At 31.4% G+C, this 24,405-nt stretch carries 26 protein-coding genes; 12 read left to right on the plus strand and 14 right to left on the minus strand.

Annotation, left to right across the window (positions count from 1 at the left end):
- Positions 1 to 12: 12 nt before the first annotated feature.
- The 6 genes from atpB to atpG all read left to right on the plus strand — a co-directional run bounded on the left by atpB (position 13) and on the right by atpG (position 5,043).
- The gene (gene atpB / locus ACXIHB_RS11015; protein WP_047788369.1) at positions 13 to 1,134 is read left to right on the plus strand and encodes a F0F1 ATP synthase subunit A; all 1,122 of its coding nucleotides are present in this window, start codon (positions 13 to 15) and stop codon (positions 1,132 to 1,134) included.
- A gap of 45 nt (positions 1,135 to 1,179) precedes the next feature.
- Positions 1,180 to 1,368, plus strand: a complete 189-nt coding sequence (gene atpE / locus ACXIHB_RS11020) for an ATP synthase F0 subunit C (RefSeq protein WP_028891526.1) — start codon at positions 1,180 to 1,182, stop codon at positions 1,366 to 1,368.
- A gap of 87 nt (positions 1,369 to 1,455) precedes the next feature.
- Positions 1,456 to 1,953: a F0F1 ATP synthase subunit B gene (locus tag ACXIHB_RS11025; RefSeq protein ID WP_047788149.1), complete on the plus strand. Its 498-nt coding sequence runs from the start codon at positions 1,456 to 1,458 to the stop codon at positions 1,951 to 1,953.
- 7 nt (positions 1,954 to 1,960) lie between these two features.
- On the plus strand, positions 1,961 to 2,518 hold the full coding sequence (gene atpH, locus ACXIHB_RS11030) for an ATP synthase F1 subunit delta (protein WP_047788150.1): 558 nt from the start codon (positions 1,961 to 1,963) through the stop codon (positions 2,516 to 2,518).
- 21 nt (positions 2,519 to 2,539) lie between these two features.
- Complete coding sequence (gene atpA / locus ACXIHB_RS11035) at positions 2,540 to 4,120, plus strand: F0F1 ATP synthase subunit alpha (RefSeq protein ID WP_047788151.1); 1,581 nt, start codon at positions 2,540 to 2,542, stop codon at positions 4,118 to 4,120.
- Positions 4,121 to 4,182: 62 nt separating this feature from the next.
- Positions 4,183 to 5,043: an ATP synthase F1 subunit gamma gene (gene atpG / locus ACXIHB_RS11040; RefSeq protein ID WP_047788152.1), complete on the plus strand. Its 861-nt coding sequence runs from the start codon at positions 4,183 to 4,185 to the stop codon at positions 5,041 to 5,043.
- A 37-nt stretch (positions 5,044 to 5,080) separates the two neighbouring features.
- Here the strand turns inward: atpG and ACXIHB_RS11045 are convergent, their stop codons facing one another.
- Positions 5,081 to 5,947: a hypothetical protein gene (locus ACXIHB_RS11045; RefSeq protein WP_462098253.1), complete on the minus strand. Its 867-nt coding sequence runs from the start codon at positions 5,945 to 5,947 to the stop codon at positions 5,081 to 5,083.
- 196 nt (positions 5,948 to 6,143) lie between these two features.
- Between ACXIHB_RS11045 and ACXIHB_RS11050 the strand changes: the two genes are divergently transcribed.
- On the plus strand, positions 6,144 to 8,837 hold the full coding sequence (locus ACXIHB_RS11050; protein ID WP_462098254.1) for an Ig-like domain-containing protein: 2,694 nt from the start codon (positions 6,144 to 6,146) through the stop codon (positions 8,835 to 8,837).
- A gap of 418 nt (positions 8,838 to 9,255) precedes the next feature.
- Complete coding sequence (locus ACXIHB_RS11055) at positions 9,256 to 9,669, plus strand: PKD domain-containing protein (RefSeq protein WP_462098255.1); 414 nt, start codon at positions 9,256 to 9,258, stop codon at positions 9,667 to 9,669.
- 46 nt (positions 9,670 to 9,715) lie between these two features.
- Here the strand turns inward: ACXIHB_RS11055 and dxs are convergent, their stop codons facing one another.
- Entirely contained in the window at positions 9,716 to 11,485 is a 1,770-nt protein-coding gene (gene dxs / locus ACXIHB_RS11060; protein WP_462098256.1) for a 1-deoxy-D-xylulose-5-phosphate synthase, read from the minus strand.
- Positions 11,486 to 11,523: 38 nt separating this feature from the next.
- Here dxs and rsmI point away from each other — a divergent pair, with 38 nt between their 5' ends.
- Positions 11,524 to 12,195 (plus strand): 16S rRNA (cytidine(1402)-2'-O)-methyltransferase, encoded by a 672-nt coding sequence (gene rsmI / locus ACXIHB_RS11065; protein ID WP_159610718.1) that lies wholly within the window; start codon positions 11,524 to 11,526, stop codon positions 12,193 to 12,195.
- Between the two features lie 33 nt (positions 12,196 to 12,228).
- Here rsmI and ACXIHB_RS11070 read toward each other — a convergent pair whose 3' ends face one another.
- Genes ACXIHB_RS11070 through ACXIHB_RS11080 form a run of 3 tightly spaced genes read right to left on the minus strand, consistent with a single transcriptional unit; the run spans position 12,229 to position 13,945 of the window.
- Positions 12,229 to 12,927, minus strand: coding sequence for a hypothetical protein (locus ACXIHB_RS11070; protein ID WP_462098257.1), 699 nt, complete (start codon positions 12,925 to 12,927; stop codon positions 12,229 to 12,231).
- A gap of 2 nt (positions 12,928 to 12,929) precedes the next feature.
- Positions 12,930 to 13,595 carry a hypothetical protein gene (locus ACXIHB_RS11075; protein ID WP_462098258.1) on the minus strand — a complete coding sequence of 222 codons (666 nt, stop codon included), beginning with the start codon at positions 13,593 to 13,595 and terminating at the stop codon, positions 12,930 to 12,932.
- Between the two features lie 11 nt (positions 13,596 to 13,606).
- The gene (locus ACXIHB_RS11080; RefSeq protein ID WP_167712537.1) at positions 13,607 to 13,945 is read right to left on the minus strand and encodes a PadR family transcriptional regulator; all 339 of its coding nucleotides are present in this window, start codon (positions 13,943 to 13,945) and stop codon (positions 13,607 to 13,609) included.
- Between the two features lie 146 nt (positions 13,946 to 14,091).
- Here ACXIHB_RS11080 and ACXIHB_RS11085 point away from each other — a divergent pair, with 146 nt between their 5' ends.
- Both ACXIHB_RS11085 and ACXIHB_RS11090 read left to right on the plus strand, forming a co-directional pair.
- On the plus strand, positions 14,092 to 15,135 hold the full coding sequence (locus ACXIHB_RS11085) for a 2Fe-2S iron-sulfur cluster-binding protein (RefSeq protein WP_462098259.1): 1,044 nt from the start codon (positions 14,092 to 14,094) through the stop codon (positions 15,133 to 15,135).
- A 21-nt stretch (positions 15,136 to 15,156) separates the two neighbouring features.
- Complete coding sequence (locus ACXIHB_RS11090; RefSeq protein WP_047788161.1) at positions 15,157 to 15,834, plus strand: LysE family translocator; 678 nt, start codon at positions 15,157 to 15,159, stop codon at positions 15,832 to 15,834.
- Here ACXIHB_RS11090 and mgtE read toward each other — a convergent pair.
- From mgtE to ACXIHB_RS11120, 6 genes are all read right to left on the minus strand, one after another.
- The gene (gene mgtE, locus ACXIHB_RS11095) at positions 15,831 to 17,180 is read right to left on the minus strand and encodes a magnesium transporter (RefSeq protein WP_462098260.1); all 1,350 of its coding nucleotides are present in this window, start codon (positions 17,178 to 17,180) and stop codon (positions 15,831 to 15,833) included. The two genes, ACXIHB_RS11090 and mgtE, sit on opposite strands and share 4 nt — an antisense overlap.
- 87 nt (positions 17,181 to 17,267) lie before the next feature.
- Entirely contained in the window at positions 17,268 to 18,071 is an 804-nt protein-coding gene (gene rsmA, locus ACXIHB_RS11100; protein WP_047788163.1) for a 16S rRNA (adenine(1518)-N(6)/adenine(1519)-N(6))-dimethyltransferase RsmA, read from the minus strand.
- A 3-nt stretch (positions 18,072 to 18,074) separates the two neighbouring features.
- Positions 18,075 to 18,572 (minus strand): DUF3592 domain-containing protein, encoded by a 498-nt coding sequence (locus ACXIHB_RS11105; protein WP_462098261.1) that lies wholly within the window; start codon positions 18,570 to 18,572, stop codon positions 18,075 to 18,077.
- Positions 18,569 to 19,099: a hypothetical protein gene (locus tag ACXIHB_RS11110; protein WP_462098262.1), complete on the minus strand. Its 531-nt coding sequence runs from the start codon at positions 19,097 to 19,099 to the stop codon at positions 18,569 to 18,571. Before ACXIHB_RS11110 ends, ACXIHB_RS11105 begins: the two co-directional genes overlap by 4 nt.
- A 2-nt stretch (positions 19,100 to 19,101) precedes the next feature.
- Positions 19,102 to 19,431, minus strand: coding sequence for a DUF4286 family protein (locus ACXIHB_RS11115; RefSeq protein ID WP_167712536.1), 330 nt, complete (start codon positions 19,429 to 19,431; stop codon positions 19,102 to 19,104).
- Between the two features lie 58 nt (positions 19,432 to 19,489).
- Positions 19,490 to 21,265, minus strand: coding sequence for a tetratricopeptide repeat protein (locus tag ACXIHB_RS11120; protein WP_281979547.1), 1,776 nt, complete (start codon positions 21,263 to 21,265; stop codon positions 19,490 to 19,492).
- A 177-nt stretch (positions 21,266 to 21,442) separates the two neighbouring features.
- On the opposite strand from ACXIHB_RS11120, the gene ACXIHB_RS11125 reads away from it, so the two are divergent.
- A complete protein-coding gene (locus ACXIHB_RS11125) occupies positions 21,443 to 21,586 on the plus strand; it encodes a hypothetical protein (RefSeq protein ID WP_164505161.1) in 144 nt (47 codons plus the stop codon).
- 91 nt (positions 21,587 to 21,677) lie between these two features.
- On the opposite strand, the gene serS is transcribed toward ACXIHB_RS11125, so the two are convergent.
- The 3 genes from serS to ACXIHB_RS11140 form a co-directional block, all read right to left on the minus strand.
- Positions 21,678 to 22,952, minus strand: a complete 1,275-nt coding sequence (gene serS / locus ACXIHB_RS11130) for a serine--tRNA ligase (RefSeq protein WP_462098263.1) — start codon at positions 22,950 to 22,952, stop codon at positions 21,678 to 21,680.
- 66 nt (positions 22,953 to 23,018) lie between these two features.
- Entirely contained in the window at positions 23,019 to 23,246 is a 228-nt protein-coding gene (locus tag ACXIHB_RS11135) for a helix-turn-helix domain-containing protein (RefSeq protein ID WP_047788168.1), read from the minus strand.
- 157 nt (positions 23,247 to 23,403) lie between these two features.
- Entirely contained in the window at positions 23,404 to 24,342 is a 939-nt protein-coding gene (locus ACXIHB_RS11140; protein ID WP_047788169.1) for a bifunctional riboflavin kinase/FAD synthetase, read from the minus strand.
- Positions 24,343 to 24,405: the final 63 nt, after the last annotated feature.

Below are 24,405 nucleotides of genomic sequence, written 5' to 3' on the forward strand. Positions count from 1 at the left end.
TTTAGTAAAGGTATGATGGTAGCAAACAAAACTATCAAGTTTTTAACACTTTTAACACTTGTGTTTTCATCGTTAACTGCATTTGCAGGTGGAGACGATACAACTTCTAATGATAGTGGTAGAATTAACACTAAAGAGTCAATAGATGCTTATATTAAGCATCACTTGGCAGATTCTCATGATTTTAACTTGTTTTCATATACGAATGATGCAGGAGAGCGTAAGCATATAGGCTTTCCATTGCCCGTTATAGTGAAAACTACTAAAGGAATTAAGTTTTTCATGTCGTCAAAATTTCATCATAACGATGATGGTACATTGGTTGTGGATGCAGGTGATGTTAAATTGGTGAAAATACATAGTAAAATATATGAATTAAATGCGGGTGAAGAAGTGGTTGCTTTTGATGAGGAGCATCATGCTACTAACGCACAGAAAGTATTGGATTTGTCTATTACCAAAAGTGTGTTTGGTATGTTTTTGGCAGGTTTGTTAATGTTCTTTGGATTTAGAAGTTTGGCTTCTGGGTACAAAAAAGGACCAATACCAACAGGTGTAGCACGTATATTAGAACCTTTAGTTTTATATGTAAGAGATGAAATTGCACGTCCTAATATTGGAGAGAAACATTACCGTAAATTTATGGGGTTCTTATTAACCGTGTTTTTCTTTATTTGGGTTTTAAACTTATTAGGGTTGACCCCGTTAGGTTTTAACGTAACAGGTCAAATAGCAGTAACAGTTTGTTTAGCTTTATTTACATTTTTTATCGTACAATTTAGCGGAAATAAAGATTATTGGAAACATATCTTCTGGATGCCAGGTGTGCCAGTCTTAATGAAATTAGTATTAGCACCAATTGAGGTGTTGGGTATGTTAACTAAACCATTTTCTTTATTTGTGCGTTTGTTTGCGAATATTACCGCAGGACACTCAGTAGTTATGGGTATCGCAGCGTTAATGATTTTATTAAAAGCAAAGTTTGGAACAGCGGGAGCAACAGGAATCTCTTTCTTTTTAACCTTGTTTTTAACTATTATAGAGTTGTTGGTAGCTTTTCTACAAGCTTATATTTTTACCATGTTATCATCGTTATTTATTGGTATGGCGGTAGAAGAACATGACCATCACTAAGAACTAGAATCAAAAATTTGTTTAATTATATATAAATCAATTATTATGACACTTAATTTAGTTGGAGCAGGATTAATCGTAATCGGAGCAGGATTAGGATTAGGGAAAATCGGTAGTAGTGCAATGGAAGCTATTGCTCGTCAACCAGAAGCTGCTGGTAAAATCCAAACTGCAATGATTATTATTGGAGCATTATTAGAAGGTTTAGCATTCGGTGCTTTACTTTTAGGATAAGCAACAAAAAACAAACAAATTCCTGTAACGGTTGGTTGCAGGAATTGTTTACACAATTAAACAAAAAAACACAAAAAATATATAATAATGGGAATATTTAATGACTTTTCTGTAGGGTTGTTTTTTATGCAACTAGTAATTTTAGCTTTATTAATCTTTATAATGGCAAAGTTTGCATGGAAGCCTATTTTAAATGCGTTAAATGAGCGTGAGGAAGGGATTCAAGGTGCTTTAGATGCTGCAGAAAATGCACGTAAGGAAATGCAAAACTTGCAAGCGGATAACGAAAGATTAGCAAAAGAAGCCAGAGCAGAGAGAGATGCAATGATGAAAGAAGCTCGTGAGATAAAAGATAAAATTATAGCTGATGCTAAAAAAGAAGCAGAGGATCAGACTACTATAATGATAGATAATGCAAAAGCTACAATAAAACAAGAGCAACAAGCAGCTATCGCTGAGTTAAAGAAAACAGTAGGTAACTTATCTATCGAAATAGCTCAAAAGGTAGTAAGAAAAGAATTAGCTTCACAAGATGAACAATTAAAGCTTGTGGAAGGAATGTTAGAAGAGGTTACTTTAAACTAATCAGTAGATGAAAGAATCAAGAGCAGCATTACGTTACGCAAAAGCAATTTTAAATTTAGCTAAAGAATCAGGAAATGAAGCTTTAGTAAATGATAACATGAAGTTAATCGTAGATACAATTGCCGAAAGCGCTGATTTAGATGTTATGCTTAAAAGTCCTGTAATTAAAGCTGCAGATAAGCGTAAAGTTTTAAATGCACTTTTTGGAGATAAAGTAGACAACATAGTAAAAGGGTTGTTTAATTTATTAGAGGAAAATAAGCGTATGGTGATGTTAGACCCTATTGCTAAGCAATATGCAGTTATATATGATCACTATAAGAACACAAAAATTGCCAGAGTTACAACCGCAGTAGCTTTAACAAAAGAGTTAGAAGATAAAATACAAGCTAAAATTGTAGCCCTTACAGGAAACAATGCAAGTATTGAGAATATAGTAAATCCAGAGATATTAGGAGGATTTATCTTACGAGTTGGAGATGTGCAGTATGATGCAAGTATCTCTAGTCAATTTAATGAGTTAAGGAGAGAGTTTGACAACGGTCATTACATTCCAAAAATTTAATTATACATCAAAAGAAATAAGATGGCAGCAATTAAACCAGCTGAAGTATCAGCAATTTTAAAGGAACAATTAACAAATTTTGAGTCTAAAGCTTCATTAAATGAAGTAGGGACTGTATTACAAGTAGGTGATGGTATTGCACGTGTTTATGGATTATCTAACGTACAATACGGAGAATTAGTAGAATTCGATAACGGATTAGAAGGTATCGTATTAAACTTAGAAGAGGATAATGCAGGTGTTGTATTATTAGGAGCTTCTACTTCAGTAAGAGAAGGATCTACTGTAAAACGTACAGAAAGAATTGCTTCTTTAAAGGCTGGAGAAGGAATTGTAGGACGTGTTGTTAACACTTTAGGGCAACCAATCGATGGTAAAGGACCAATCGAAGGGGAAACTTTTGAAATGCCTTTAGAGCGTAAAGCACCAGGAGTTATCTTCCGTGAGCCTGTAACTGAGCCAATGCAAACAGGTATTAAATCTATCGATGCAATGATTCCAGTAGGACGTGGTCAACGTGAGTTAATCATTGGAGACCGTCAAACAGGTAAATCAACTGTTGCTATTGATACTATCTTAAATCAAAAAGAATTTTATGATGCAGGACAACCAGTGTACTGTATCTACGTAGCTATCGGTCAAAAAGCTTCAACAGTAGCAGCAATTGCTAACATGTTAGAAGAAAAAGGAGCGTTAGCATATACAACTATCGTTGCTGCAAATGCATCTGACCCTGCACCTATGCAGGTATATGCACCATTTGCAGGAGCTGCAATTGGAGAATATTTCCGTGATACTGGTAGACCAGCTTTAATTGTTTATGATGATTTATCTAAGCAAGCAGTAGCTTACCGTGAGGTATCTTTATTATTAAGAAGACCTCCAGGGCGTGAGGCTTACCCAGGGGATGTATTCTACTTACACTCAAGATTATTAGAACGTGCTGCTAAGGTAATTGCTGATGATTCTATTGCAAAAGATATGAATGATTTACCAGAATCATTAAAATCTAAAGTAAAAGGAGGAGGATCTTTGACTGCATTGCCAATTATTGAAACTCAAGCAGGAGACGTTTCAGCATATATTCCAACAAACGTAATTTCGATTACTGATGGTCAGATATTCTTAGAGTCTGATTTATTCAACTCAGGGGTTCGTCCAGCGATTAACGTAGGTATTTCTGTATCACGTGTAGGAGGTTCGGCTCAGATTAAATCAATGAAGAAAGTATCTGGTACACTAAAGTTAGATCAAGCTCAGTACCGTGAATTAGAAGCATTCGCTAAGTTTGGTTCTGACTTAGATGCTGCAACTTTAAATGTAATTGAAAAGGGTAAGCGTAACGTAGAGATCTTAAAGCAAGCTCAAAACGATCCTTATACTGTAGAAGATCAGGTAGCTATTATTTATGCAGGTTCTAAGAACTTGTTAAAAGATGTGCCTGTAAACAAGGTAAAAGAATTTGAAAAAGATTATTTAGAGTACTTAAATGCGAAGCATAGAGATACTTTAGATACTTTAAAAGCAGGGAAATTAACTGATGAAGTAATTGATACTTTAAGAGACGCTGCTAAAGAAATTTCAGCTAAATTTTCAGCTTAATAAAAACAAAAAAGGCATCCCCGTTTTACAACGGGGGTTTTATAAATTTTAAGTTCAATTAAATGGCAAACTTAAAAGAAATACGTAACAGAATTACTTCGATTAAATCAACAATGCAGATTACCTCTGCCATGAAAATGGTATCGGCTGCAAAGTTGAAAAAAGCTCAAGATGCAATTACAGCAATGCGTCCGTATTCATCTAAGCTTACCGAATTATTACAAAGCTTAAGTGCTACATTAGATAGCGATGCAGGTGGAGTATATTCAACAGAAAGAGAAGTAAATAAAGTATTGTTAGTTACTATAACTTCAAACAGAGGTTTATGTGGAGGTTTTAACTCATCTATCATTAAAGAAACAGTTAAAACAATTAACGAGAAATATAATAATACTGCTGTTGAATTATTAACAATTGGTAAAAAAGGAAACGATATTCTATCAAAAGATTACACCGTTGTAGAAAATAGAAACGATATTTTTGATAACTTAACTTTTGATAACGTTGCTGAAGTTGCTGAACAGTTAATGAATTTATTTGTAGATGGTTCTTACGATAAAATAGAAATCATTTACAACAGATTTAAAAATGCAGCGACTCAAATACCACAAGTAGAACAATTCTTGCCAATTCAACCTATAGAAGGAGAAACAAATGCTAATTTAGATTATATTTTTGAGCCTTCTAAAGAAGAAATTATTTTAGAGTTAATTCCTAAGTCATTAAAAACGCAATTATACAAAGCAATTCGTGATTCATTTGCTGCTGAACACGGTGCTCGTATGACTGCAATGCATAAAGCAACAGATAATGCAACAGAATTACGTGATGAGTTATTATTAACTTATAACAAAGCACGTCAAGCTGCAATTACAAACGAGATTTTAGAAATAGTTGGTGGGGCAGAAGCTTTAAATAACTAGAATAATATTTTCAATCATTTAAAAGGTCAAAGCTTATTTAAGTTTTGACCTTTTTGTTTTCTAAGCTATTCTTATATAGATATAAGTATACTAATAAAGGAATCAACCCGTGAGGAAGCCTATATATTGTTAAGTATAAGTATTGGTGCATAATACTCAAAGAAAAATCATAGTGAAAAGCGCTAAAAATTCTAGCCAAAGCAGTTACACCCCCCCAAAAACAAGCATATAACAGGACTGGTTTTGAAAGTTTGGGGATAAATATAGCAATAGCAATGATAAAATCTAAAACACCAGCTACGAATAATAGGTTTTTAGCCATTTCTTCTTGTTGTACAGGTAAGATGTTTAAGGTCATAGTAACAAAATTACCAGGTAATGGATAAAAAATACCAATAGCGTACATTCCATGACATATAAAAGCTAGGGCGATAAAAACTTTAAGATAAAAAAGTAAAAGAAGTGCGTTTTTGTGTTTTAAGAAATATAATAAAGCAATAGGAACTCCAAACTGAATAGTGTGCTCAAAAAACATTATAAGGTGAAAAAACTTATTCTTGGTAATCATTAAAGCTAAAAAAATTAAACTTACTGCACCTAATTTTAAGATACAACGCATCCATTTTTTTGAATTTTCATTTATTATTATTGAAATGATTGCACATACTAAGTATAAAACACCAATACTTCTAGTTAAAATTTGGATAGCTAAATCTGTATTTAGGTTTGTAACATACGACTGCCAACTAATGTCGAAAACAAAATTAATCACAGGTTCTAATAAGTGTTGGTCCCAAAAGAAACTTCTGTATGGAGCATCCCAAAATAAATGCTGGTAAGCTCTACCGAAAAAAATAAAAAAAGAAGAAATTTTTAAAAAAGAAAGAAGGGTTTTAGTACTCATAAAGTAAGGTTTAAACAAAAGTAAAAATAGAGGATATGTAGTTTGTTAAAATAAGATTAGTAAACTATAAAATAACAGTTAGGTTAATGTTAGTCAGGTTATTATATAATTAATTTTAATAAAAACAAACGATTAATTTGAAAGGTAAAAAATATATTTGTGATAACTAACTAGTAAACTTAAAAGCCCCCTCACGATGAAAAAAATTATTTTAACACTGTTATTTTTAGCAGTCCTTAGTACTTATGGTTCTAACGATAAGTACCGATTAATCATCACAGAAAATCCAGCAACAACTATAATGATTGGTTGGAACCAAATTTCAGGATCTAACCCAATTGTATATTATGGAACGACTGATAATGGAACTAACTGGTCAAATTATTCAAATTCCAAACCTGTAGACCGCTCAGTTTCTTATAAAGGAATGAGTAATACTTTTGCTAAACTAACGGGTTTGAGTCCTAACACAAACTATTATTTTGTAATTAAAGATAGCCAAGGAGTGAGTAGTCGATTCTGGTTTAAAACAGCTCCAAGCACCAATGATAAAATGTCGTTTATTGCAGGAGGAGATTCAAGAAACAATAGAACACCGAGAAGAGATGCTAACTTATTAGTTTCTAAATTAAAACCAACTGCAGTGTTTTTTGGAGGAGATATGACTAATGGAGACTCTAGCTCTGAATGGCAAGATTGGTTTAACGATTGGCAATACACAACAGCAAGTGACGGAAGAATGTTTCCTATTGTACCAACAAGAGGAAATCACGAAGGCTCAAATAATAGTATTTATAACTTGTTTAATGTTCCTTCAACGAGTGTTTATTACGATATCACATTTGGAAATAACTTGTATACAATTTATACATTGAACTCTGAGATTTCTGCAGGAGGGAGTCAGTATTCATGGCTAAGTCAAAAGTTGAATGCTAATAACTCTATTTGGAAGTCGGCTCAATACCATAAACCGATGCGTCCACACGTATCATCAAAATCAGAAGGTAATGATGAGTATTCAAGTTGGGCTCAATTATTTTATGACAAAGGAGTGAATTTAGTATTTGAATCAGATTCTCATACAGTAAAAACTACATGGCCAGTAAAACCTTGTTCCAGCGGAAGTAATTGCGATGATGGTTTTGTTAGAGATGATGTAAACGGAACCGTTTATGTAGGAGAAGGTTGCTGGGGTGCTCCTTTACGTTCATCCAATGATTCAAAAAACTGGACGAGAGATGCGAGTACCTTTAATCAATTTAAATGGATTTTTGTTGAAGAATCTAAAATAGAGGTTAGAACGATTAAGGTAGATAATGCGAGTAGTGTAGGTTCAGTTTCAAATCAAAACCCATTCACAATACCTTCTAATTTAGATATATGGAGCCCATCTAATGGTAGTGTGGTAACAATTATAAGTAGTAACGTTAGCTATCCAGAAGTTGCAATTACAAGTCCATCATCAGGCTCATCACATACCGTAAACACTCCAGTAACAATTTCTGCTACTGCAACCGATAGTGATGGAACTATTTCAAGTGTTAAATTTTATGTAAACAATTCGTTATTAGGGACTGATATGAGTGCTCCTTATTCTTATAACTGGACACCAACAAATGATAACCAATCATATATTCTGAAAGTAATAGCAACAGATAATGATAGATATGAAACTACTTCTGAAGAAGTTTCAGTTTTTGTAGGAAATGTTTCTAAAACAGTTACTTCAACAATCAATAGTACCAATGATGATGCTGAACAATACGAGTCGTCAGGGCAAATGTATATGAACAGTTCTGATTTAGAATTGGTTTATGATGGAAGCTCAAAAGGAAACCAGCATGTAGGAATGCTATTTAGAAACTTAAATATACCTGCAAATGCTACGATAACGAATGCGTATATACAATTTACAACAGATGAAACAAATTCAGGAAGCACATCATTAACAATCAAAATTCAAGATTCGTCAAATGCACCAGATATTACTTCTCAAAGCTATAATATAACTTCAAGAAGTTATTACAGTCAATCGGTTGCTTGGAATCCTAGTTCTTGGAGTTCTGTTGGAGCATCTGGAACAGCACAAAGAACTCCTGATTTAAAATCACTGGTACAATACGTTGTGAACAAGTCCAATTGGAGTTCTGGTAACTCTATGATGTTTTATATTTCTGGAACAGGTGAACGAACGACAGAATCATATGATGGAAGTAGTGCTAGTGCTCCAAAATTGATGGTTACTTATAGTACAGGATCTCCTGATAATGGTGGAGGAGAGATTCCAGAATGTGAGGATATAAACGTAACAATTACTTTTGATAAATATTCTTACGAAACTTCTTGGACCTTGAAGGATAACAATGGACAAACAGTGATAAGCGGAGGTGATTATACTCAAGGAAATGGAGAGTCTATTACTGTGTCAAAATGTATACCTGTAGGATGTTATGATTTTACAATTAATGACGAATATGGTGATGGTATATGTTGCAGTTATGGAAGTGGTTCATATGAAATAACAAATAGCAAAGGTGACGTATTAGCTTCAGGAGGAAGTTTTGGCTCATCTGAAACCAAACAAGTTTGTTTGAATACTTCTACTGCTGCAAAGGAGCAATTAAGAAGTAAAAAAACAGAAGAAACAAACAATTCAGAAATGAGTATTTATCCAAACCCAGCTGTTGATAAGATTTATATTAAAGGAGGAAAGAATACATTTTTATGGATTGCAAAAATAGTAGACGTATCAGGAAGAAAAGTAATAGAAATACCTGTAATTAATAACTCAATAGATGTTTCTACAATTTCAAATAACTCAATTTATATTGTTGAAATATATGATGAATTAGGACTAAAGAAACTTTCTGAAAAGATAATGAAGAGATAAATAAAAAGTTTAGATGAAAAATAACTTGTTAATTAGTTATTTTTCAATATATTAGTTCCAGTATAAATTAAAAAAATTATTATGAAAACGAATTTTAAAAATTTCGCATTTATTCTCTATTTTTCTTTTTTCATGTCAAACGGAAGAGCCTTTTGGTAATGAACTACCTCAGAATGCTGTTGAAAAGTTAAAGGATGAAAATACTTTAGTTTCTAAAAGTGGTAATTGCTCTTATATAGATGTAGATAATGAGAGTAAACTGTATCGAGGAGAGTATAGAACCTATACAGTTGTCGAAAATCATTCGTCATATCAATGGTATATACAAAGTGGTAATAATGTACAAATAATTGGAGCTTCCAATCAAAAATCTGTTACATTATATTTTACCCAAGCGTTTACCCAAGCAGAGATTAAAGTGGTATTCGGAGATTGTGATGAAAGATTTACTTTAACAGATGCACGTTTTGATTGTGATTGTAGTGTTTATCCCACTCCACCTTTGGCTTACCCTATTTATTCACAATTTGGTTCACCAGTTCCATCTGGTTATTCAGAAGGAAATTTAGGGAGTAATTATATTTGTACAACGACAATAAATAATGAATTATCGGTTCCTTATGAAAGGTGTGCTAGTTATAATTGGCAAATAAGTCCAGGGGGAAACCAAGGAAAAGTGTTTCCATCAGGTAATTCTGCAATAGTGACAGTTAGTCAACCTGGAACATATACAGTAACATTAACTACAACTAATGTTGCAGGTTCAAGAGTAGAAAAATTTATATTGTATGCAGAAGACTGCGATGGAGGTATAGGTTCTGGAGGTTTCTAAATTTACATAACAATAAAAAGCGAACCAACTTGGTTCGCTTTTTTTTTTATAACAAATCTTGAATTATTTTTTGAATAGAGTTGGTGTCGATTCCACAAACTTCTTGTAATTGTTGAATCGTACCGTGATGTATAAACTCATCAGGAATTCCTAATAGTTTCATTTTTCCTTGATAGTTTACTTCTGAAGCATACTCTAATACTTCACTTCCAAATCCACCTTTGATAGTGCCATCCTCAACAGTGATAATGGTATCAAATTTGTTGAAAATAGTATCTAAAAGTTGAATGTCTAAAGGTTTTACAAAGCGTAAATCGTAATGCGCAACCAATTCTTTATTTTCAAGTTGATTAATCGCTTCAGAAATATTATCAGCAATAGTTCCTACAGACAACACAGCTACTTGATTTCCTTCTTTTAAACAAGCTCCTTTTCCAATTTCAATGTTTTCAAAAGGAAGCTGCCATTGTTCTAGTTTTCCCTTACCTCTTGGATAACGAATTGCAACTGGATGCTCTAACCCTTGTTGAGCGGTAAACATCATATTACGCAACTCAATTTCGTTACGAGGAGCAAATATAATTAGGTTAGGTATACAACGTAAATATGCCAAATCAAAAACACCATGATGTGTTGCTCCGTCTTCACCTACTAATCCAGCTCTGTCTAAACAGAAAATTACAGGTAAGTTTTGTAGAGCTACATCGTGAATTACTTGGTCGTAAGCCCGTTGTAAAAAGGTAGAATAAATATTACAAAAAGGAACCAATCCTTGAGTAGCCATACCTGCAGCTAAGGTTACAGCATGTTGTTCAGCAATACCTACATCAAATGTTCTATCAGGAAACTCTTGCATCATAAATTTTAACGAACTTCCAGTTAACATAGCAGGCGTAATGCCTACGATTTTTTCGTTTTGTTGTGCTAGTTCAACAATGGTTTTTCCAAAAACATCTTGAAATTTGGTGTATTTACTTTCTTTTTTAGGTAATACATCCCCGGAAACTTTATCAAATTTTCCTGGAGCGTGATATCTTACTTGATCTTGTTCTGCTTGTCGTAACCCTTTCCCTTTGGTAGTAATTACGTGTAAAAATTTCGGACCTTGAATCTTTTTTAATCGATCTAGTTCACGTAGTAACTCTTCAAAATTATGTCCGTCTATAGGCCCTGAATAATCGAAGTTTAATGCTTCAAAAATATTATGCTGTTCAATCTCTAATCGAGGGGCTTTGATTTTTGTTAGATAATCTTTTAACGCACCTACCGATGGATCAATTCCAATCGCATTATCATTGAGAATAACCAACAAATTAGCATTAGTGTCTCCTGCATGGTTTAACGCTTCAAAAGCCATTCCACTTGCGATAGAGGCATCACCAATCACCGCAATATGATGCTTTTCAATGTCTTGTAATTTTGAGGCAATTGCCATTCCTAAAGCAGCTGAAATAGCAGTAGAAGAATGTCCTACACCAAAAGTGTCGTACTCACTTTCTGAGCGTTTAGGAAATCCTGAAACTCCGCCAAATTGACGATTGGTATGAAAAACGTCTTTTCTTCCTGTTAAAATTTTATGTCCATATGCTTGATGTCCTACATCCCAAACTAGCAAATCGTTAGGAGTATCAAATAAATAATGAAGCGCTATGGTTAGTTCAACCACACCTAAGCTTGCACCTAAATGCCCTTCTTTTGTGGAAACCACATCAATAATAAACTCACGCAATTCCTTTGCTAGTTGCGGTAGGTTTTCAGGTGTTAATTTCCTTACATCCGAAGGAAAATCAATATTTTTTAACAGCTTTTTTGGCATAGGACAAATGTAAGAAAACTTTGTTGTAGCTTTGTTGTATGAGTAAACTGTATTTGGTACCTACACCGATTGGAAATTTAGAAGATATTACGCTAAGAGCACTCAATATTTTAAAAGAAGTAGACTATATTTTGGCGGAAGATACACGTACAAGTGGGAAGTTGTTAAAGCACTATGATATTGCTACACCTATGCAATCTCATCATATGCATAATGAACACAAAACGGTTGAAACGATTGTAAAACGTTTGCAGAGTGGTGAAACTTTTGCTTTAATTTCAGATGCAGGAACTCCTGCAATTTCAGATCCTGGTTTTTTACTTACCAGAGCTTGTGTACAAAACGATATAGAGGTGGAATGCTTACCAGGAGCGACCGCTTTTATACCTGCACTGGTAAACTCTGGTTTACCGAATGATAAATTTGTTTTTGAAGGCTTTTTACCTGTAAAAAAAGGACGTCAAACACGTTTACAATTCTTAGCAGAAGAAACACGTACTATGATTTTTTATGAGAGTCCGCATAAATTATTAAAAACGTTAGCAAATTTTGCTGAATATTTTGGAGAGGACAGACAAATATCTGTTTCTAGAGAATTGACAAAATTGTTTGAAGAAACCAAACGAGGAAGTGTAAAAGAAGTGCTATCATATTATACTGAAAAACCTGCTAAAGGTGAAATTGTTATTGTTGTTGAAGGGAAAAAATAGGTTAGATTTTTGTATTATTTAATTCTTAAATTTTTAATTGTTGGTAAATTTATATTCTGGATACTGTTCTTCGAGAAGTTTTTTAGCTTTATTGGGTATGATTATTAAACTTATGTAACCAATAATAATTGCTAGTGTAGTAACAAAAGCTATGATTACAGAAGTAAACCCACTTAGGTTTTCATATGAACTAGGAGTTATAAATTGAAAAATGTAAAATAATAGAAATACAACATTTCCATGATTTTGAGTTTGTATAATACCCTCCAACATCCATTTTTTTCCTGTTTTTTTGAATTTTACATTTAATTTTTTCCTTTTTTTGAACAACATAAAAAACTCTATTAGGATAACTATAAAGAAAAATCCATTAAATAAATTTTTAGAAAAAGAAAACTGTAATAAAAGATAAAAGCAATAAAACATTGAGAATGTTAATACTATTTTAGGAATAGAAAACCACTGTTTTACAAAACCTAAAATAATTAGAAAATATTTTTTATTCATTTGTTTTTGCTTTTCTTCTACTACATTCATAAATCCAAACACACCAAATTTTTTAAACGATTTATCGCGAGCTTGCTCAAAAGTTAGTGTTGGATTTTCTTCCCAAATTTGTTCAATATCGTTGGCTAGATGATCTACCAGTTCTGTTTGGACATCATAATGCTCAACAAAGTGTTGACGTGTAAACTTGTACAAATGTTTTATATGTTGGTCGGTTAGTTGCATAGCTATTGAATTAAATACTGATATTTTTTTTCAATAAAATCTCTTTTTTCTAGAAAACTTTGAGAGAGTAAGTAATTAAAAACAAAAGCAGTTAGATAAACATATATAGCACTTTTTTGATAATTACCATTATAAAAAACATCTAAAAAATTAGGAAAGTTTAAAGCAATAATAATAACAAATGAGCTTACAAAAGAGTAAGTTTTTACAATTTTAAGAAGCTTATATTTCTTTGTGAAATTATGGGAAGCATATGACGTATATACAAGATTTAGCATTAATGAACTAAAAATAAAAACAGAAGTTTCTTTAACATATTTAGGACCAAAAAAGAAGCATATAAACAAAAAGAAAAGTATAACGAGTACATTTTTAGGATATATGACTTTTTTTAAGATGTCTTTTAAAATAGTTTTAGTATAATACCAATGTAATTTTTTAGTTTGTTTTTCATATCGGTTTTTTAGAGCTTTTTTTCTGCTCAACATATACTTTATAAAAGGTACTTGAAAACCTTTGCCTTCAAAAAAAGCATTCGTATCTTCAACTGTACTTTCAATTTCAGTAGCAATATGATCTACCATTTCAAAACGGATCTCGATATATTCAATTCCTATTCCTTCTAAGAAGATATCTATTCTTTTAATTTGTTCTTTTGTTAATTCCATAGCTAAAAAAATTACTCCAAACTAAACTTAGGATTTACCAATTGTTGCATGGTGTTTAAAAACTCTTGCATTTCAGAAAGACGATTAACTGTTTCTTTCGTGCCACTTTCCGTGAGTTTATAATATTTACGTAAGCGATTACCAACTTTAGTAACTTCAACATCCAACAAACCTTCAGCTTCTAATTTATGTAAAGCTGGGTATAAAGCTCCTTCAGTAATTTTTAATTCACCTTTGGTAAGCTCTTTTACTTTTTGTGTTATTTCATACCCGTACATTTTATCATTTTGAGCTAATAATTTTAAAATAATAGTTTGTAATGATCCTTTATATAGTTTTTGATTTCCCATGATTATGAGTTTTCTTATACCTAAGATTTTTAGGTATACAAATATACATAATTTACTTATGTATAAAAATCTTAGATGTACTTTTTGTAAAACCCTAACTTTTGTTCGTGTTGAGTTTGTTATTTTTGCTGTTCAAATTAGACTACATGAGTACTTTTTATAAATTAACAATAGAAGAAATAATAAAAGAAACAAAAGATGCTGTTTCAATACTTTTTAATGTTCCTGCAGATTTAAAAAGCAAGTTTCAATTTATAGCAGGACAATACATTACTTTAAAAACAATAATTAAAGGAGAAGAAGTTCGTAGAGCTTATTCTATATGTGCTGCACCGAAAAGTAATCAACTAAAAGTAGCAGTAAAAGCTGTTGAAAACGGGAAATTTTCAACATTTGCAACTACTCAATTAAAAAAAGGAGATGAATTAGAAGTAGCAGTTCCTGAAGGAAAATTTATATTAACTCCTGAAAACAATAAAAATTATATTGCTTTTGCAGCAGGTAGTGGTATTACCCCTGTATTATCGATGATTAAAAGCGTTTTAGAAGATTCATCATCAACCTTTACGCTAGTTTATGGTAACAAAAGTATTAATGATACTATTTTTTATAATGATTTAAATTTATTACAACAAGAGTATCCTGATCGATTTAATTTACATTACGTGTATAGTAGAGAGCGTCAAGAGAACACATTGTTTGGAAGAATTGACAAAGGACACATAAATTACTTTGTAAAGAATCTTTACAAAGAAGTAGTGTTTGATGCAGCTTTTTTATGTGGACCAGAAGAAATGATTACGATAGGTTCTGAAACACTTAAAGAAAATGGGTTATCAAAAAGCGTTATTCACTTTGAATTATTTACAGCTTCAACAGCTGAGGAAAATACAGATTTAATAAAAGAAGGAGAAACAGAAATTAAAGTAGTGTTAGATGATGAAGAAACTAGCTTTACAATGAAGCAAACAGATACTATTTTAGCTGCAAGTTTACGAAATAAATTAGATGCTCCTTATTCTTGCCAAGGAGGTGTTTGTAGTAGTTGTATTGCAAAAGTTACAGAAGGTAAAGCTGTTATGACCAAAAACTCTATTTTAACTGATGATGAGTTAGAAGAAGGTTTAATACTTACTTGTCAAGCACATCCTACGACGCAGAAAGTTGTAGTAGACTTTGATGATGTATAAGTAAAACCGTAACTTTATAAAATGGATTTTTACGACTTTAAAAACGCCTTCTTTGTTGGTGTTTTCATGGCTTTTATGATAGGGCCAGTATTTTTTATGCTCATTAAAACAAGTATTTTAAAAGGTGCTCGTGCGGCAATAGCCTTTGATATAGGTGTGATCTTAGGTGATATTTCATTTATGTTAATAGCCTATTTTGGAAGTAGAAGTCTGTTGGAAAAAATAAAAGATGATCCACGCTTGTTTCTTATTGGAGGATTGGTGCTTATTATTTATGGGTTAATTACTTATTTAGATAAAAATAATAAGAAAGAAGCAGAAGCTCCTGATGTTGTTTTACCAGAAAGCAATAATTATTTAAAGCTTCTTTTTAAAGGTTTTTTTCTAAATTTTATAAATATAGGTGTATTAGCCTTTTGGCTTGGTTTAATCGTGGTTATAGGACCAACATACGATATGAATCCTAAGTACTTAGTTTGGTATTTTGGTACTGTGATAGCAGGCTACGCAATTACAGATTTAGGAAAAATATTACTTGCTAAACAATTAAAAAGTAGGCTAACTCCATTAGTTATTTATCGAATAAAACGAGGAATGGGAGTATTGTTAATTGTTTTTGGTGCTGTATTAATGCTAAAAGGATTTATTCCTGAAAGTAAGATTGATAACCTGATAGAAAAAGTAGAATCAATAGATTAAAAACCAATAATTATTTTGGCTATTGAAAAGTAGATTAAGATTCCAAAAATATCATTACTTGTTGTAATAAAAGGTCCTGTAGCAATAGCTGGATCTATACCTCTTTTATCTAAAAATAAAGGAATAAAAGTACCCACTAAACCAGCTACAATAATTACTGCAAATAAAGAAGATGAAATAGCAGAGGCAATTGTTATGTCTCCTTTCCAAACCCAAATAAAGAAAAACAAAATAATAGCTAAAACAAGTCCGTTTACAGCAGCTAAAGACATTTCTTTTAATAACCTATTAGTAACACTTCCTTTTACATCATCATTAGCTAAGCCTTGAACAATAATGGCAGAAGATTGTACCCCTACATTACCAGCCATAGCAGCAATAAGAGGTGTAAACATAAAGAGAACAGCATTATCTTCTAAAGCACCTTCAAAAAAACCCATAATTCTTGCTGCTCCAACACCTCCAATTAAACCTAAGAATAACCATGGTAATCGAGCTCGCGTTAATTGTAAAATGCTATCTTCGGAGTCAACATCTTGAGTAATACCTGCGGCTAATTGATAATCTTTTTCAGCTTCTTCTTTAATTACATCAACAATATCATCAATAGTAATTCTACCTACCAAAACACCTAATTCATCCACAACAGGAATAGCTTCTAGGTCATATTTACGCATAATGTTAGCTACATCTTCGGCATCGTCGTGTACATGAACAAAATCTACTTTTGGAATGTAGACATCTGAAATTTTAGAACGAGTAGACGCCATTAACAAGTCTTTCAAAGATAAACGTCCTTTTAGCTTACCTTCATCATCAACTACATAAATAGAATGAACTCTAGTAACCTCTTCTGCCTGCAGTCGCATTTTTTTAACACAAGTAAGCACATTCCAATTCTCATTAACTTTTACAAGCTCTTTTGCCATTAAACCTCCAGCAGAGTCTTCATCATAACGAAGTAGCTCTACAATTTCTTTAGCGTGCTCTCTGTCTTCAATTTTTTGAATAACAGCTTGTTTTCGCTCTTCAGGAAGTTCGGCAATAACATCGGCAGCATCATCGGTATCAAGTTCATTAACCTCTTCGGCAATTTCTTTGGCAGAAAGTTGTTCAAAAACTTTTTCACGAACCTCTTCATCAACTTCCATTAATACATCTGAAGTTGTTTCGCTATCTAATAAACGTATAATGTAAACTGCTTCTTCAAAAGTGAGTTCATCTAAAACTTCAGCAATATCAGCATAGTGAATATCTGAAAAAACTTCAGAAAGAGCTGTGTCTTTTTGTTGCTGAATCAGTTCTTTTACGTTTTCTAATAAGTCTTTTGTGATTTCTAGTGCCATTACTTGCAATTTTGCTCGATTATCGAGGTTTTGAATATGTTGAAATCTAATTCAAAAAGAAGACTTGTTCTTGTCTAAAAAGGACTCTTAACTATTATTTTGAGCTATTTTTTGTGTCAACTCAATGAATTTTTGCACCGATAATTGTTCGGGACGCATCGCAAATATAGGGTCTTCTTTTAAGGTATCCGAAAGATTAAAAGATTTTAAACTGGAACGTAACATTTTTCTTCGTTGATTGAAAGCTGTTTTTACCACTCTAAAAAATAATTTTTCATCAACAGGAAGTGTATAGTTCTCTTTTCTGATAAGTCTAATAACTCCAGAATCTACTTTTGGTGGTGGATTGAATACAGAAGGAGGTACGGTAAATAAGTATTCAGCATTGTAAAAAGCTTGTGTTAATACCGAGAGTATTCCGTAGGTTTTGCTTCCTTCTTTTTCTGCAATTCGTTGAGCAACTTCCTTTTGAAACATTCCTGAAAACTCAGGAACAAATTCGCGGTTTTCAATAGCTTTAAAAACGATTTGAGAAGAAATGTTATAAGGAAAGTTACCAATAATGGCTACTTGTTGCTTATCAAATATTTTGGTAAAGTCTTTTTTTAAAAAATCACCTTCAATAATGGTAAACTTCTCTTTTGAAGTGTCTAACTTAATATGTTCAACAGGAAATGTTTCTTGTAAATAGGTTACCGATTCTGAATCTAGTTCCATTACGGTAACCTTAGTTTTTTTTTCTAATAAATACTTTGTTAAAACCCCCATTCCAGGACCAATTTCTAATACATTATTGTATCCGTTTTCAGTTAAAGTATCAGCTATTTTTTTTGCAATGTTTTCATCGTTTAAAAAATGCTGTCCTAAATGTTTTTTAGCTCTTACGGTCATAGTTTATTTTATCACTTCAATTTTATCAATGAAAAGTTCTTTTTGGCTTTTTCCTATCTCCTTAATTTTAATCCCTGATGATATTCCAATAATAGTTAATCCTAAAAATAGGAGAATCATTAAATGAAAATTTTTACCAACTACCAAACAGGCTTTCTTGTTGTTGTAAGGGCTATAATACACCAATATTTTTTTTCCAATACTTAATTTATTTTTTATACTAATATGCTCTTGCTTGTCTGTGCTACTTTGATAACTAATAATAGGAAATATTTTAGAACTTTCGTATTTACGGTTAGTTTTTGGTATAAAATACTCATATGTTACACTAGCTCTATAGTGATAATAATCACTTCCATCCGTATCAGTGTGATAACTTCTATTTAGTTCAGACTTGGTAACATAACCATAAGTCTCTTTCCAATATTTTGCACTGTGATCAATTAATATTAAAATAATACCTAATATGAATATGGCTAAACCAATAAAAACAAAAATCATACTTTTAATATTTTAATTTGGTTAGCGATATAATCAGGAGGGTATTTCTTGAATCTATAAATTAGATATGATAAAATGAGAAAAAAAGAAAAACATATTATAGAATTCCCTAACTCATTGTAAGCATAATTATTCTTAACTAAAGAAACTTCTGTTGGTTTTTTTGGATTAACATAAATATAAAACTGTTTAACATTTCGAAGTTTATTATATAGGTTTCTTTGGAAAGAAGAGTTATAATCTTCTTTGTTAACTCCTAAAGTAGAGCTTTCATAATTTTCACCATCAATAACATAGCTGTAAACAAGGTCACATTTATCAATAGTAAAAACATCTTGAAATTCTTTATCAAGTGAAAAATCAGGTTTCTCTTCAAGACTAATTTTTTTTATGGTAGCTTTGATTTTATGCCAATTACGCATTCTTACTGCATCACTCTTTTCTATGGCAGATAAACTATTTTTTAGAATACCTATAATTGATAGAAAAGCACATAAGTATATTATATAGAATAAAAATTTAGGCATTTTTAATTACTATTCACTGTAGGATAAAATTCATTTACTATTTTCAATTCAGTTCGAAAAGCAAGCATTTTATCAGCAAACTTTTTTAATCCGTCATTACGTAGTTTGTCTGCGCTATGTTTATAATAATTATCTAAATCTTCACGTGTTTTCGCGGTATATTGAATAGAGTAGGTAATACCTCCCATTTCTTCCTCAACCAACACTTGTGTCATTTTAGCACTTAAAAAGTGTCCTGTAGCTAATACTTCAGGTATATGGCTTTCAATCCATGTTAACCATTCTGCATGTATACTTTCGTCTATATTTATTGTTACGTTGTATATGTACATTTCTTTTAATTTGGAAGTTTGAAAATAAAGTAATTGATAAATTTTCAAACTTGGTTTATTAAATATCGTCTCCTCTTAATTTTCTAAATTTTTTTCGAGCTTCTACTAGGTAGATACTCGACGGGTGGTCAAAAATAATCTTTTGATAGTATTCTTTAGCCTTTTCTAAGTTATTTAATTCGTTATTATATAATTCAGCCATGTGATAATATACATCGTCAACGTAAATGCCTTTTTTATCTAGGACTATTATTTTAGTGTAATTTAAAATAGCCTTATCATATTGTTTCTTTTTAACAAATAATTGAGCTTGTTTAAATAAGGCTTCATCTTCAATAGGTTGCCCACTGTAATTAGTAATTATATTACTTAAAATAGCTATTGCTTCGTCATTTTTATTTTGATAAGCTAATAAATCAGCTTTCGCATATTCTTTTAAACCTGTACCAATGCTATCTTTAGGCTCGTTATCTGAAATTGTTAAGAACAAATCGGCAGCATCATTGGCAATAAGCTGTGTAGCAGATCCTTTTAGAACTTTTAGTTGAGCTTTTGCCCAAGTAAAATCATTTTTAAAGTAGGAAGCTTGAGCTACTTTAAAGCGGGCTTCTTGACCTATGTAATTATTTTTGAACAGTGTTTGAACTTGAGAAAAATAAATTAGCCCTTTGTTAAACTTACCCATATAAACAAAAACATCACCAAGTTTAAGTTTTATAGTTGCTTTTATAAATTTTGAATTGGTAAAGTTTAAGGCATTCTTTAAAATGATAGATGCTTCTTCTGGATTGTTTTTTGTAAAGGTTAAGTAATTAGCATACTCTATTTGTGTGAAAAGTGTTTTTGAGTTAATTCCGTATTCTTTGAAGATGGAATTAAAACGCTCTTCTACATCAGGTTGTTTTGTCTCAATTGCTATTTTTAGGTTGTTGTTTATGGCATTGAACTTATCTCTTGGGTAATTCGTTTTCTCAATAATAAGATCAAAGCACTCTTTTGCAGTTTCATAGTCTTTATTCTCTAAAGCTATTTTACCTAAATCATTAATTTTACCCAAATTATCAGGGTTTCTTGCAAGTAATGCTTTGTTTTGAATAAGGGCTTTGCTGTATTGTTTTTGCCTAATAAATAACCAAGAAAGTAAATCGTTCCAAATATCTTTAGGGTTACTTATTGACTTTCGTAATAGTGCTTTTTTAAACAAAATGTTATTTTCCTCTTCGCTATCATCAGTTAAATATTTACCAGTATAACGTTTTACGTTGTTGAGGTAGCCTTCGTTTTTATCAACCAAATCAATATACGACTTGAACATTTGTTCAAAATCTCCTTTTTCACCATAAATTTGTGCTAATTGAAATCCATAATTAGCTTTTGGGTTAATTTCCATTACTTTATTAAAAGCTTCAATAGCTAAATCTAACTTGCTGTAATTTTTAAATAAACCAGCTATTAAAGAACCATAATTAGCTTTTTTATTAATGGACTCAATTGCTTTTTGATAGTATTCATTAGCATCTTCTATTTTTTCTTGTCGTTCACTATTATAACCTAGAATTACATATAAGTAAGATAAATTGGGGCGTTCTTTTAGTTTTTGAGTGAGTAAATTTTCAGCAGCTATAAATTGTTCTGTTTCTTGATAACAAGTAATTAGTTTTTTTAAATAGGTTGTATTATAGGGGCTTTGATCATACAGCCTTTTGTATAATTGAATGGCTTTTTCATACTCATTATTTCTAAAATAATTTTCAGCAATAATAAACTCATTTTGTTGTGCGTGACAAAATAAGCTTAAAATGAGTAAATTAAATAGAATAATGATTTTCTTCATTTTGGAAAAGTTTAAGCGTTTTGCTTTATGTTTAATTCAGCTAAGAGCGGTTTTATCTACCAAAAATACAGAACATAATTGTTAAAATACTATTAAAAGAGATGCTTTTTTAAATAGAAGTGTAACATTTTGGCACGAACTTTGTCTTATTAATAAAACAACTAAACAGTGTAAACTATGAGAAATTTTACGACACAATATGAGTTAGCAAAGCAGAATGCAAATGAATTTATGAGAAAAGGGCAAATACCTCAGTATTTTGAAGCTTTGTTAGAAATGAATAAATACAAGAGATTAATGGTAGCAGTAGTTGCCAATTAAACATATTTTTTTCAATGGGGATTGATTAATTAAAAATCCCAAGCATCGTAATTGAGGCTTGGGGTTTTTTCATTTTTTATATTATAATTGATTAATCAATTATATCAAAACCACAATAAGGAACTAGTACTTCAGGAATTTTAATTCCATTTTCAGTTTGGTAGTTTTCTAAAATACCAGCTAATACACGAGGTAAAGCTAAAGAACTACCATTTAGTGTATGTACTAATTGACTTTTACCTTCTTTATTTTTGAAGCGTAACTTTAAACGGTTTGCTTGAAAAGTTTCAAAATTTGAAGCAGAACTAATTTCTAACCAACGCTCTTGTGCTGTTGAGTATAATTCAAAATCGAATGTTAAGGCAGAAGTAAACCCTGTATCTCCACCACATAAGCGTAAAATACGATATGGTAATTTTAACTCACGTAAAATATCTTTAATGTGTTCTACCATTCCGTTTAAAGCATTGTATGAATTGTCAGGGTGCTCAACACGAACAATCTCAACTTTATCAAATTGATGTAAACGATTTAATCCACGAACATGCGCTCCATAACTTCCTGCTTCTCGACGAAAACAAGGAGTGTAACCTGTAACTGCAATAGGTAAATCAGCCTCTTTAACTAAATCGCCTCTAAACATATTAGTTATTGGAACCTCAGCAGTAGGAATCAAATATAAGTTATCTCCAGTTACATGGTACATTTGTCCTTCTTTGTCAGGTAATTGTCCTGTTCCAAAACCAGAAGCTTCATTTACTAAATGAGGAACCTGTACTTCGTTATACCCAGCAGCGGTATTTTTATCTAAAAAATAGTTGATTAAAGCACGTTGTAAACGAGCTCCTTTTCCTTTATAAACAGGAAAACCTGCACCCGTAATTTTAGCACCTAAATCAAAATCAATAATATCATATTTCTTCGCTAATTCCCAGTGAGGTAATGCATTTTCTCCTAAATTAGGAACAATACCTTCTTTAAAAACTTCTTCATTATCTTCTTCATTCTTTCCTGCTTTTACTGATGGGTGAGGAATATTAGGGATTTGATATAATAATTCGTTTAATTTCTCTGCAGCTGAATTTAATTCTTCTGTTAACTGTTTAGATTGCTCTTTTAATTCACCTGTTTTTGCTTTTAGTTGATTTGCTTCTTCAACTTTACCAGACTTAAAAAGCCCGCCAATTTCTTTGGATATTTTGTTAGATTCAGCTAAAATAGTGTCTAAAGAAACTTGTGTAGTTCTACGCGTTTCATCAGCAGTTAATACTTCTTCAATAATTGTTTCGGCATTAGCAAAATTACGTTTTGCTAATCCGTCTAAAACAGTTTGTTTGTTTTCTCTAATAAACTGAACCTGTAACATCTTTTTAATTTTTTAAGAAAAGCAAAGATAAAAGAAGCTATAGACTTAAGCAATGTGTTTTGTGTACTAAATTTCTTCGAGCATTACAAAGAAGTCAGATAAAGTAATATTAAAATAGTCGCATATTTTTTGAAGAGTGGTGATAGTAACATTTGTTTTTCCTTGTTCTATTCTAGCTAGGTGTATTCCAGTATCAATATAAAATTCACTTGAAGTAATGTGGTATTCTTCTCTTAAAGCTTTTACACAAAGTGCTACCTTTTTTAAAGTAACCTCTTTTTTTGACAGCATCATTCTTTTTTTGATACAAATTCTTAAAAACATATGAAATACATAATGACATACTTGTCATTATATAGGGGTTAAAAAAATTAACTTTGCGTGTAGTTACGTCAATAATACTAATTCTAAAAATATTTGAAACCGGGGGGCTTTAAGTATAGTTTTAAGGTTAGGGTTTGACGTAACTTTTTAGAAAAAGTAACGAATTCTGTTTATCTTTTTTCAGTTGAGAAATTAAACAAGAAACAGAATCAAATTTTTGTTCATTTCTTAAATAGTAAAGTAATTCAATAGTTAATTCTTTACAATATAGATTTTGGTTAAAATTGAAATAGTGTACTTCAATTGTTTGGTGTTCACCGTCAACTGTTGGTCGATTACCAATATTCATCATTCCATAAATAGTAGTGTTTTCAATAATAGATTTTATTATATAAACACCTGTTTTAGGAATTAATTTATAATCTTCAGGGATATCAATATTTGCGGTAGGGAAACCTATTTTTCCTCCTAGTTGTTTGCCATTCACAACTTTTCCAGTAAGAGAAAAATTATATCCCAAGTAATTATTAGCTGTTTTTAAATGCCCGTTAGCAAGAGCTTTTCTAATTTTGGTAGAACTAACTGATACATCATCAATATCTTGAGCGGGAATTTCTTGAACAGTAAAATCATATAAATGAGAATACTCTGTTAATTGTTCAATATTACCTTCTCTATTTTTACCAAAATGGTGATCGTAACCAATAATCAGTTTAGAAATATTTAGTTGATTAACTAAAATATCACGAACAAAATCTAAAGCGGTAAGTCTTGAAAACTCTTTACTAAAAGGATGAATTATTAAATAATCTAACCCTAATTTTTCTAGGTGTTGAGCTTTTTCGGTAATAGTATTGATTAACTTAATAGAAACATCTTTTTGTAATACCATTCTTGGGTGAGGAAAAAATGTTAGTAACACCGACTTTTTATTACTAGCTTTTGCTTCACTAACTAACTTTTCAATAATCTTTTGATGCCCAATATGCACTCCATCAAAAGTACCGATGGTGATTATTGTTTTTTGAGAAGGGTTAAGGTCAAAAAGAGAATGTATAACTTCCAAGATAACTAATAAATTTAAGCAAAAATACAATTTGTATGAGATGATAAATAATAAAAATTTAAA

The sequence above is a fragment of the Tenacibaculum sp. IMCC1 genome (assembly GCF_054906355.1).

What these genes read in the sequence shown, in the direction of transcription:
- atpB (WP_047788369.1), top strand. Translation starts at nt 13, where the DNA reads ATGATGGTAGCAAACAAAACTATCAAGTTTTTAACACTTTTAACACTT.
- atpE (WP_028891526.1), top strand. Translation starts at nt 1,180, where the DNA reads ATGACACTTAATTTAGTTGGAGCAGGATTAATCGTAATCGGAGCAGGA.
- ACXIHB_RS11025 (WP_047788149.1), top strand. Translation starts at nt 1,456, where the DNA reads ATGGGAATATTTAATGACTTTTCTGTAGGGTTGTTTTTTATGCAACTA.
- atpH (WP_047788150.1), top strand. Translation starts at nt 1,961, where the DNA reads ATGAAAGAATCAAGAGCAGCATTACGTTACGCAAAAGCAATTTTAAAT.
- atpA (WP_047788151.1), top strand. Translation starts at nt 2,540, where the DNA reads ATGGCAGCAATTAAACCAGCTGAAGTATCAGCAATTTTAAAGGAACAA.
- atpG (WP_047788152.1), top strand. Translation starts at nt 4,183, where the DNA reads ATGGCAAACTTAAAAGAAATACGTAACAGAATTACTTCGATTAAATCA.
- ACXIHB_RS11045 (WP_462098253.1), bottom strand. Translation starts at nt 5,947, where the DNA reads ATGAGTACTAAAACCCTTCTTTCTTTTTTAAAAATTTCTTCTTTTTTT.
- ACXIHB_RS11050 (WP_462098254.1), top strand. Translation starts at nt 6,144, where the DNA reads ATGAAAAAAATTATTTTAACACTGTTATTTTTAGCAGTCCTTAGTACT.
- dxs (WP_462098256.1), bottom strand. Translation starts at nt 11,485, where the DNA reads ATGCCAAAAAAGCTGTTAAAAAATATTGATTTTCCTTCGGATGTAAGG.
- rsmI (WP_159610718.1), top strand. Translation starts at nt 11,524, where the DNA reads ATGAGTAAACTGTATTTGGTACCTACACCGATTGGAAATTTAGAAGAT.
- ACXIHB_RS11070 (WP_462098257.1), bottom strand. Translation starts at nt 12,927, where the DNA reads ATGCAACTAACCGACCAACATATAAAACATTTGTACAAGTTTACACGT.
- ACXIHB_RS11075 (WP_462098258.1), bottom strand. Translation starts at nt 13,595, where the DNA reads ATGGAATTAACAAAAGAACAAATTAAAAGAATAGATATCTTCTTAGAA.
- ACXIHB_RS11080 (WP_167712537.1), bottom strand. Translation starts at nt 13,945, where the DNA reads ATGGGAAATCAAAAACTATATAAAGGATCATTACAAACTATTATTTTA.
- ACXIHB_RS11085 (WP_462098259.1), top strand. Translation starts at nt 14,092, where the DNA reads ATGAGTACTTTTTATAAATTAACAATAGAAGAAATAATAAAAGAAACA.
- ACXIHB_RS11090 (WP_047788161.1), top strand. Translation starts at nt 15,157, where the DNA reads ATGGATTTTTACGACTTTAAAAACGCCTTCTTTGTTGGTGTTTTCATG.
- mgtE (WP_462098260.1), bottom strand. Translation starts at nt 17,180, where the DNA reads ATGGCACTAGAAATCACAAAAGACTTATTAGAAAACGTAAAAGAACTG.
- rsmA (WP_047788163.1), bottom strand. Translation starts at nt 18,071, where the DNA reads ATGACCGTAAGAGCTAAAAAACATTTAGGACAGCATTTTTTAAACGAT.
- ACXIHB_RS11105 (WP_462098261.1), bottom strand. Translation starts at nt 18,572, where the DNA reads ATGATTTTTGTTTTTATTGGTTTAGCCATATTCATATTAGGTATTATT.
- ACXIHB_RS11110 (WP_462098262.1), bottom strand. Translation starts at nt 19,099, where the DNA reads ATGCCTAAATTTTTATTCTATATAATATACTTATGTGCTTTTCTATCA.
- ACXIHB_RS11115 (WP_167712536.1), bottom strand. Translation starts at nt 19,431, where the DNA reads ATGTACATATACAACGTAACAATAAATATAGACGAAAGTATACATGCA.
- ACXIHB_RS11120 (WP_281979547.1), bottom strand. Translation starts at nt 21,265, where the DNA reads ATGAAGAAAATCATTATTCTATTTAATTTACTCATTTTAAGCTTATTT.
- ACXIHB_RS11125 (WP_164505161.1), top strand. Translation starts at nt 21,443, where the DNA reads ATGAGAAATTTTACGACACAATATGAGTTAGCAAAGCAGAATGCAAAT.
- serS (WP_462098263.1), bottom strand. Translation starts at nt 22,952, where the DNA reads ATGTTACAGGTTCAGTTTATTAGAGAAAACAAACAAACTGTTTTAGAC.
- ACXIHB_RS11135 (WP_047788168.1), bottom strand. Translation starts at nt 23,246, where the DNA reads ATGATGCTGTCAAAAAAAGAGGTTACTTTAAAAAAGGTAGCACTTTGT.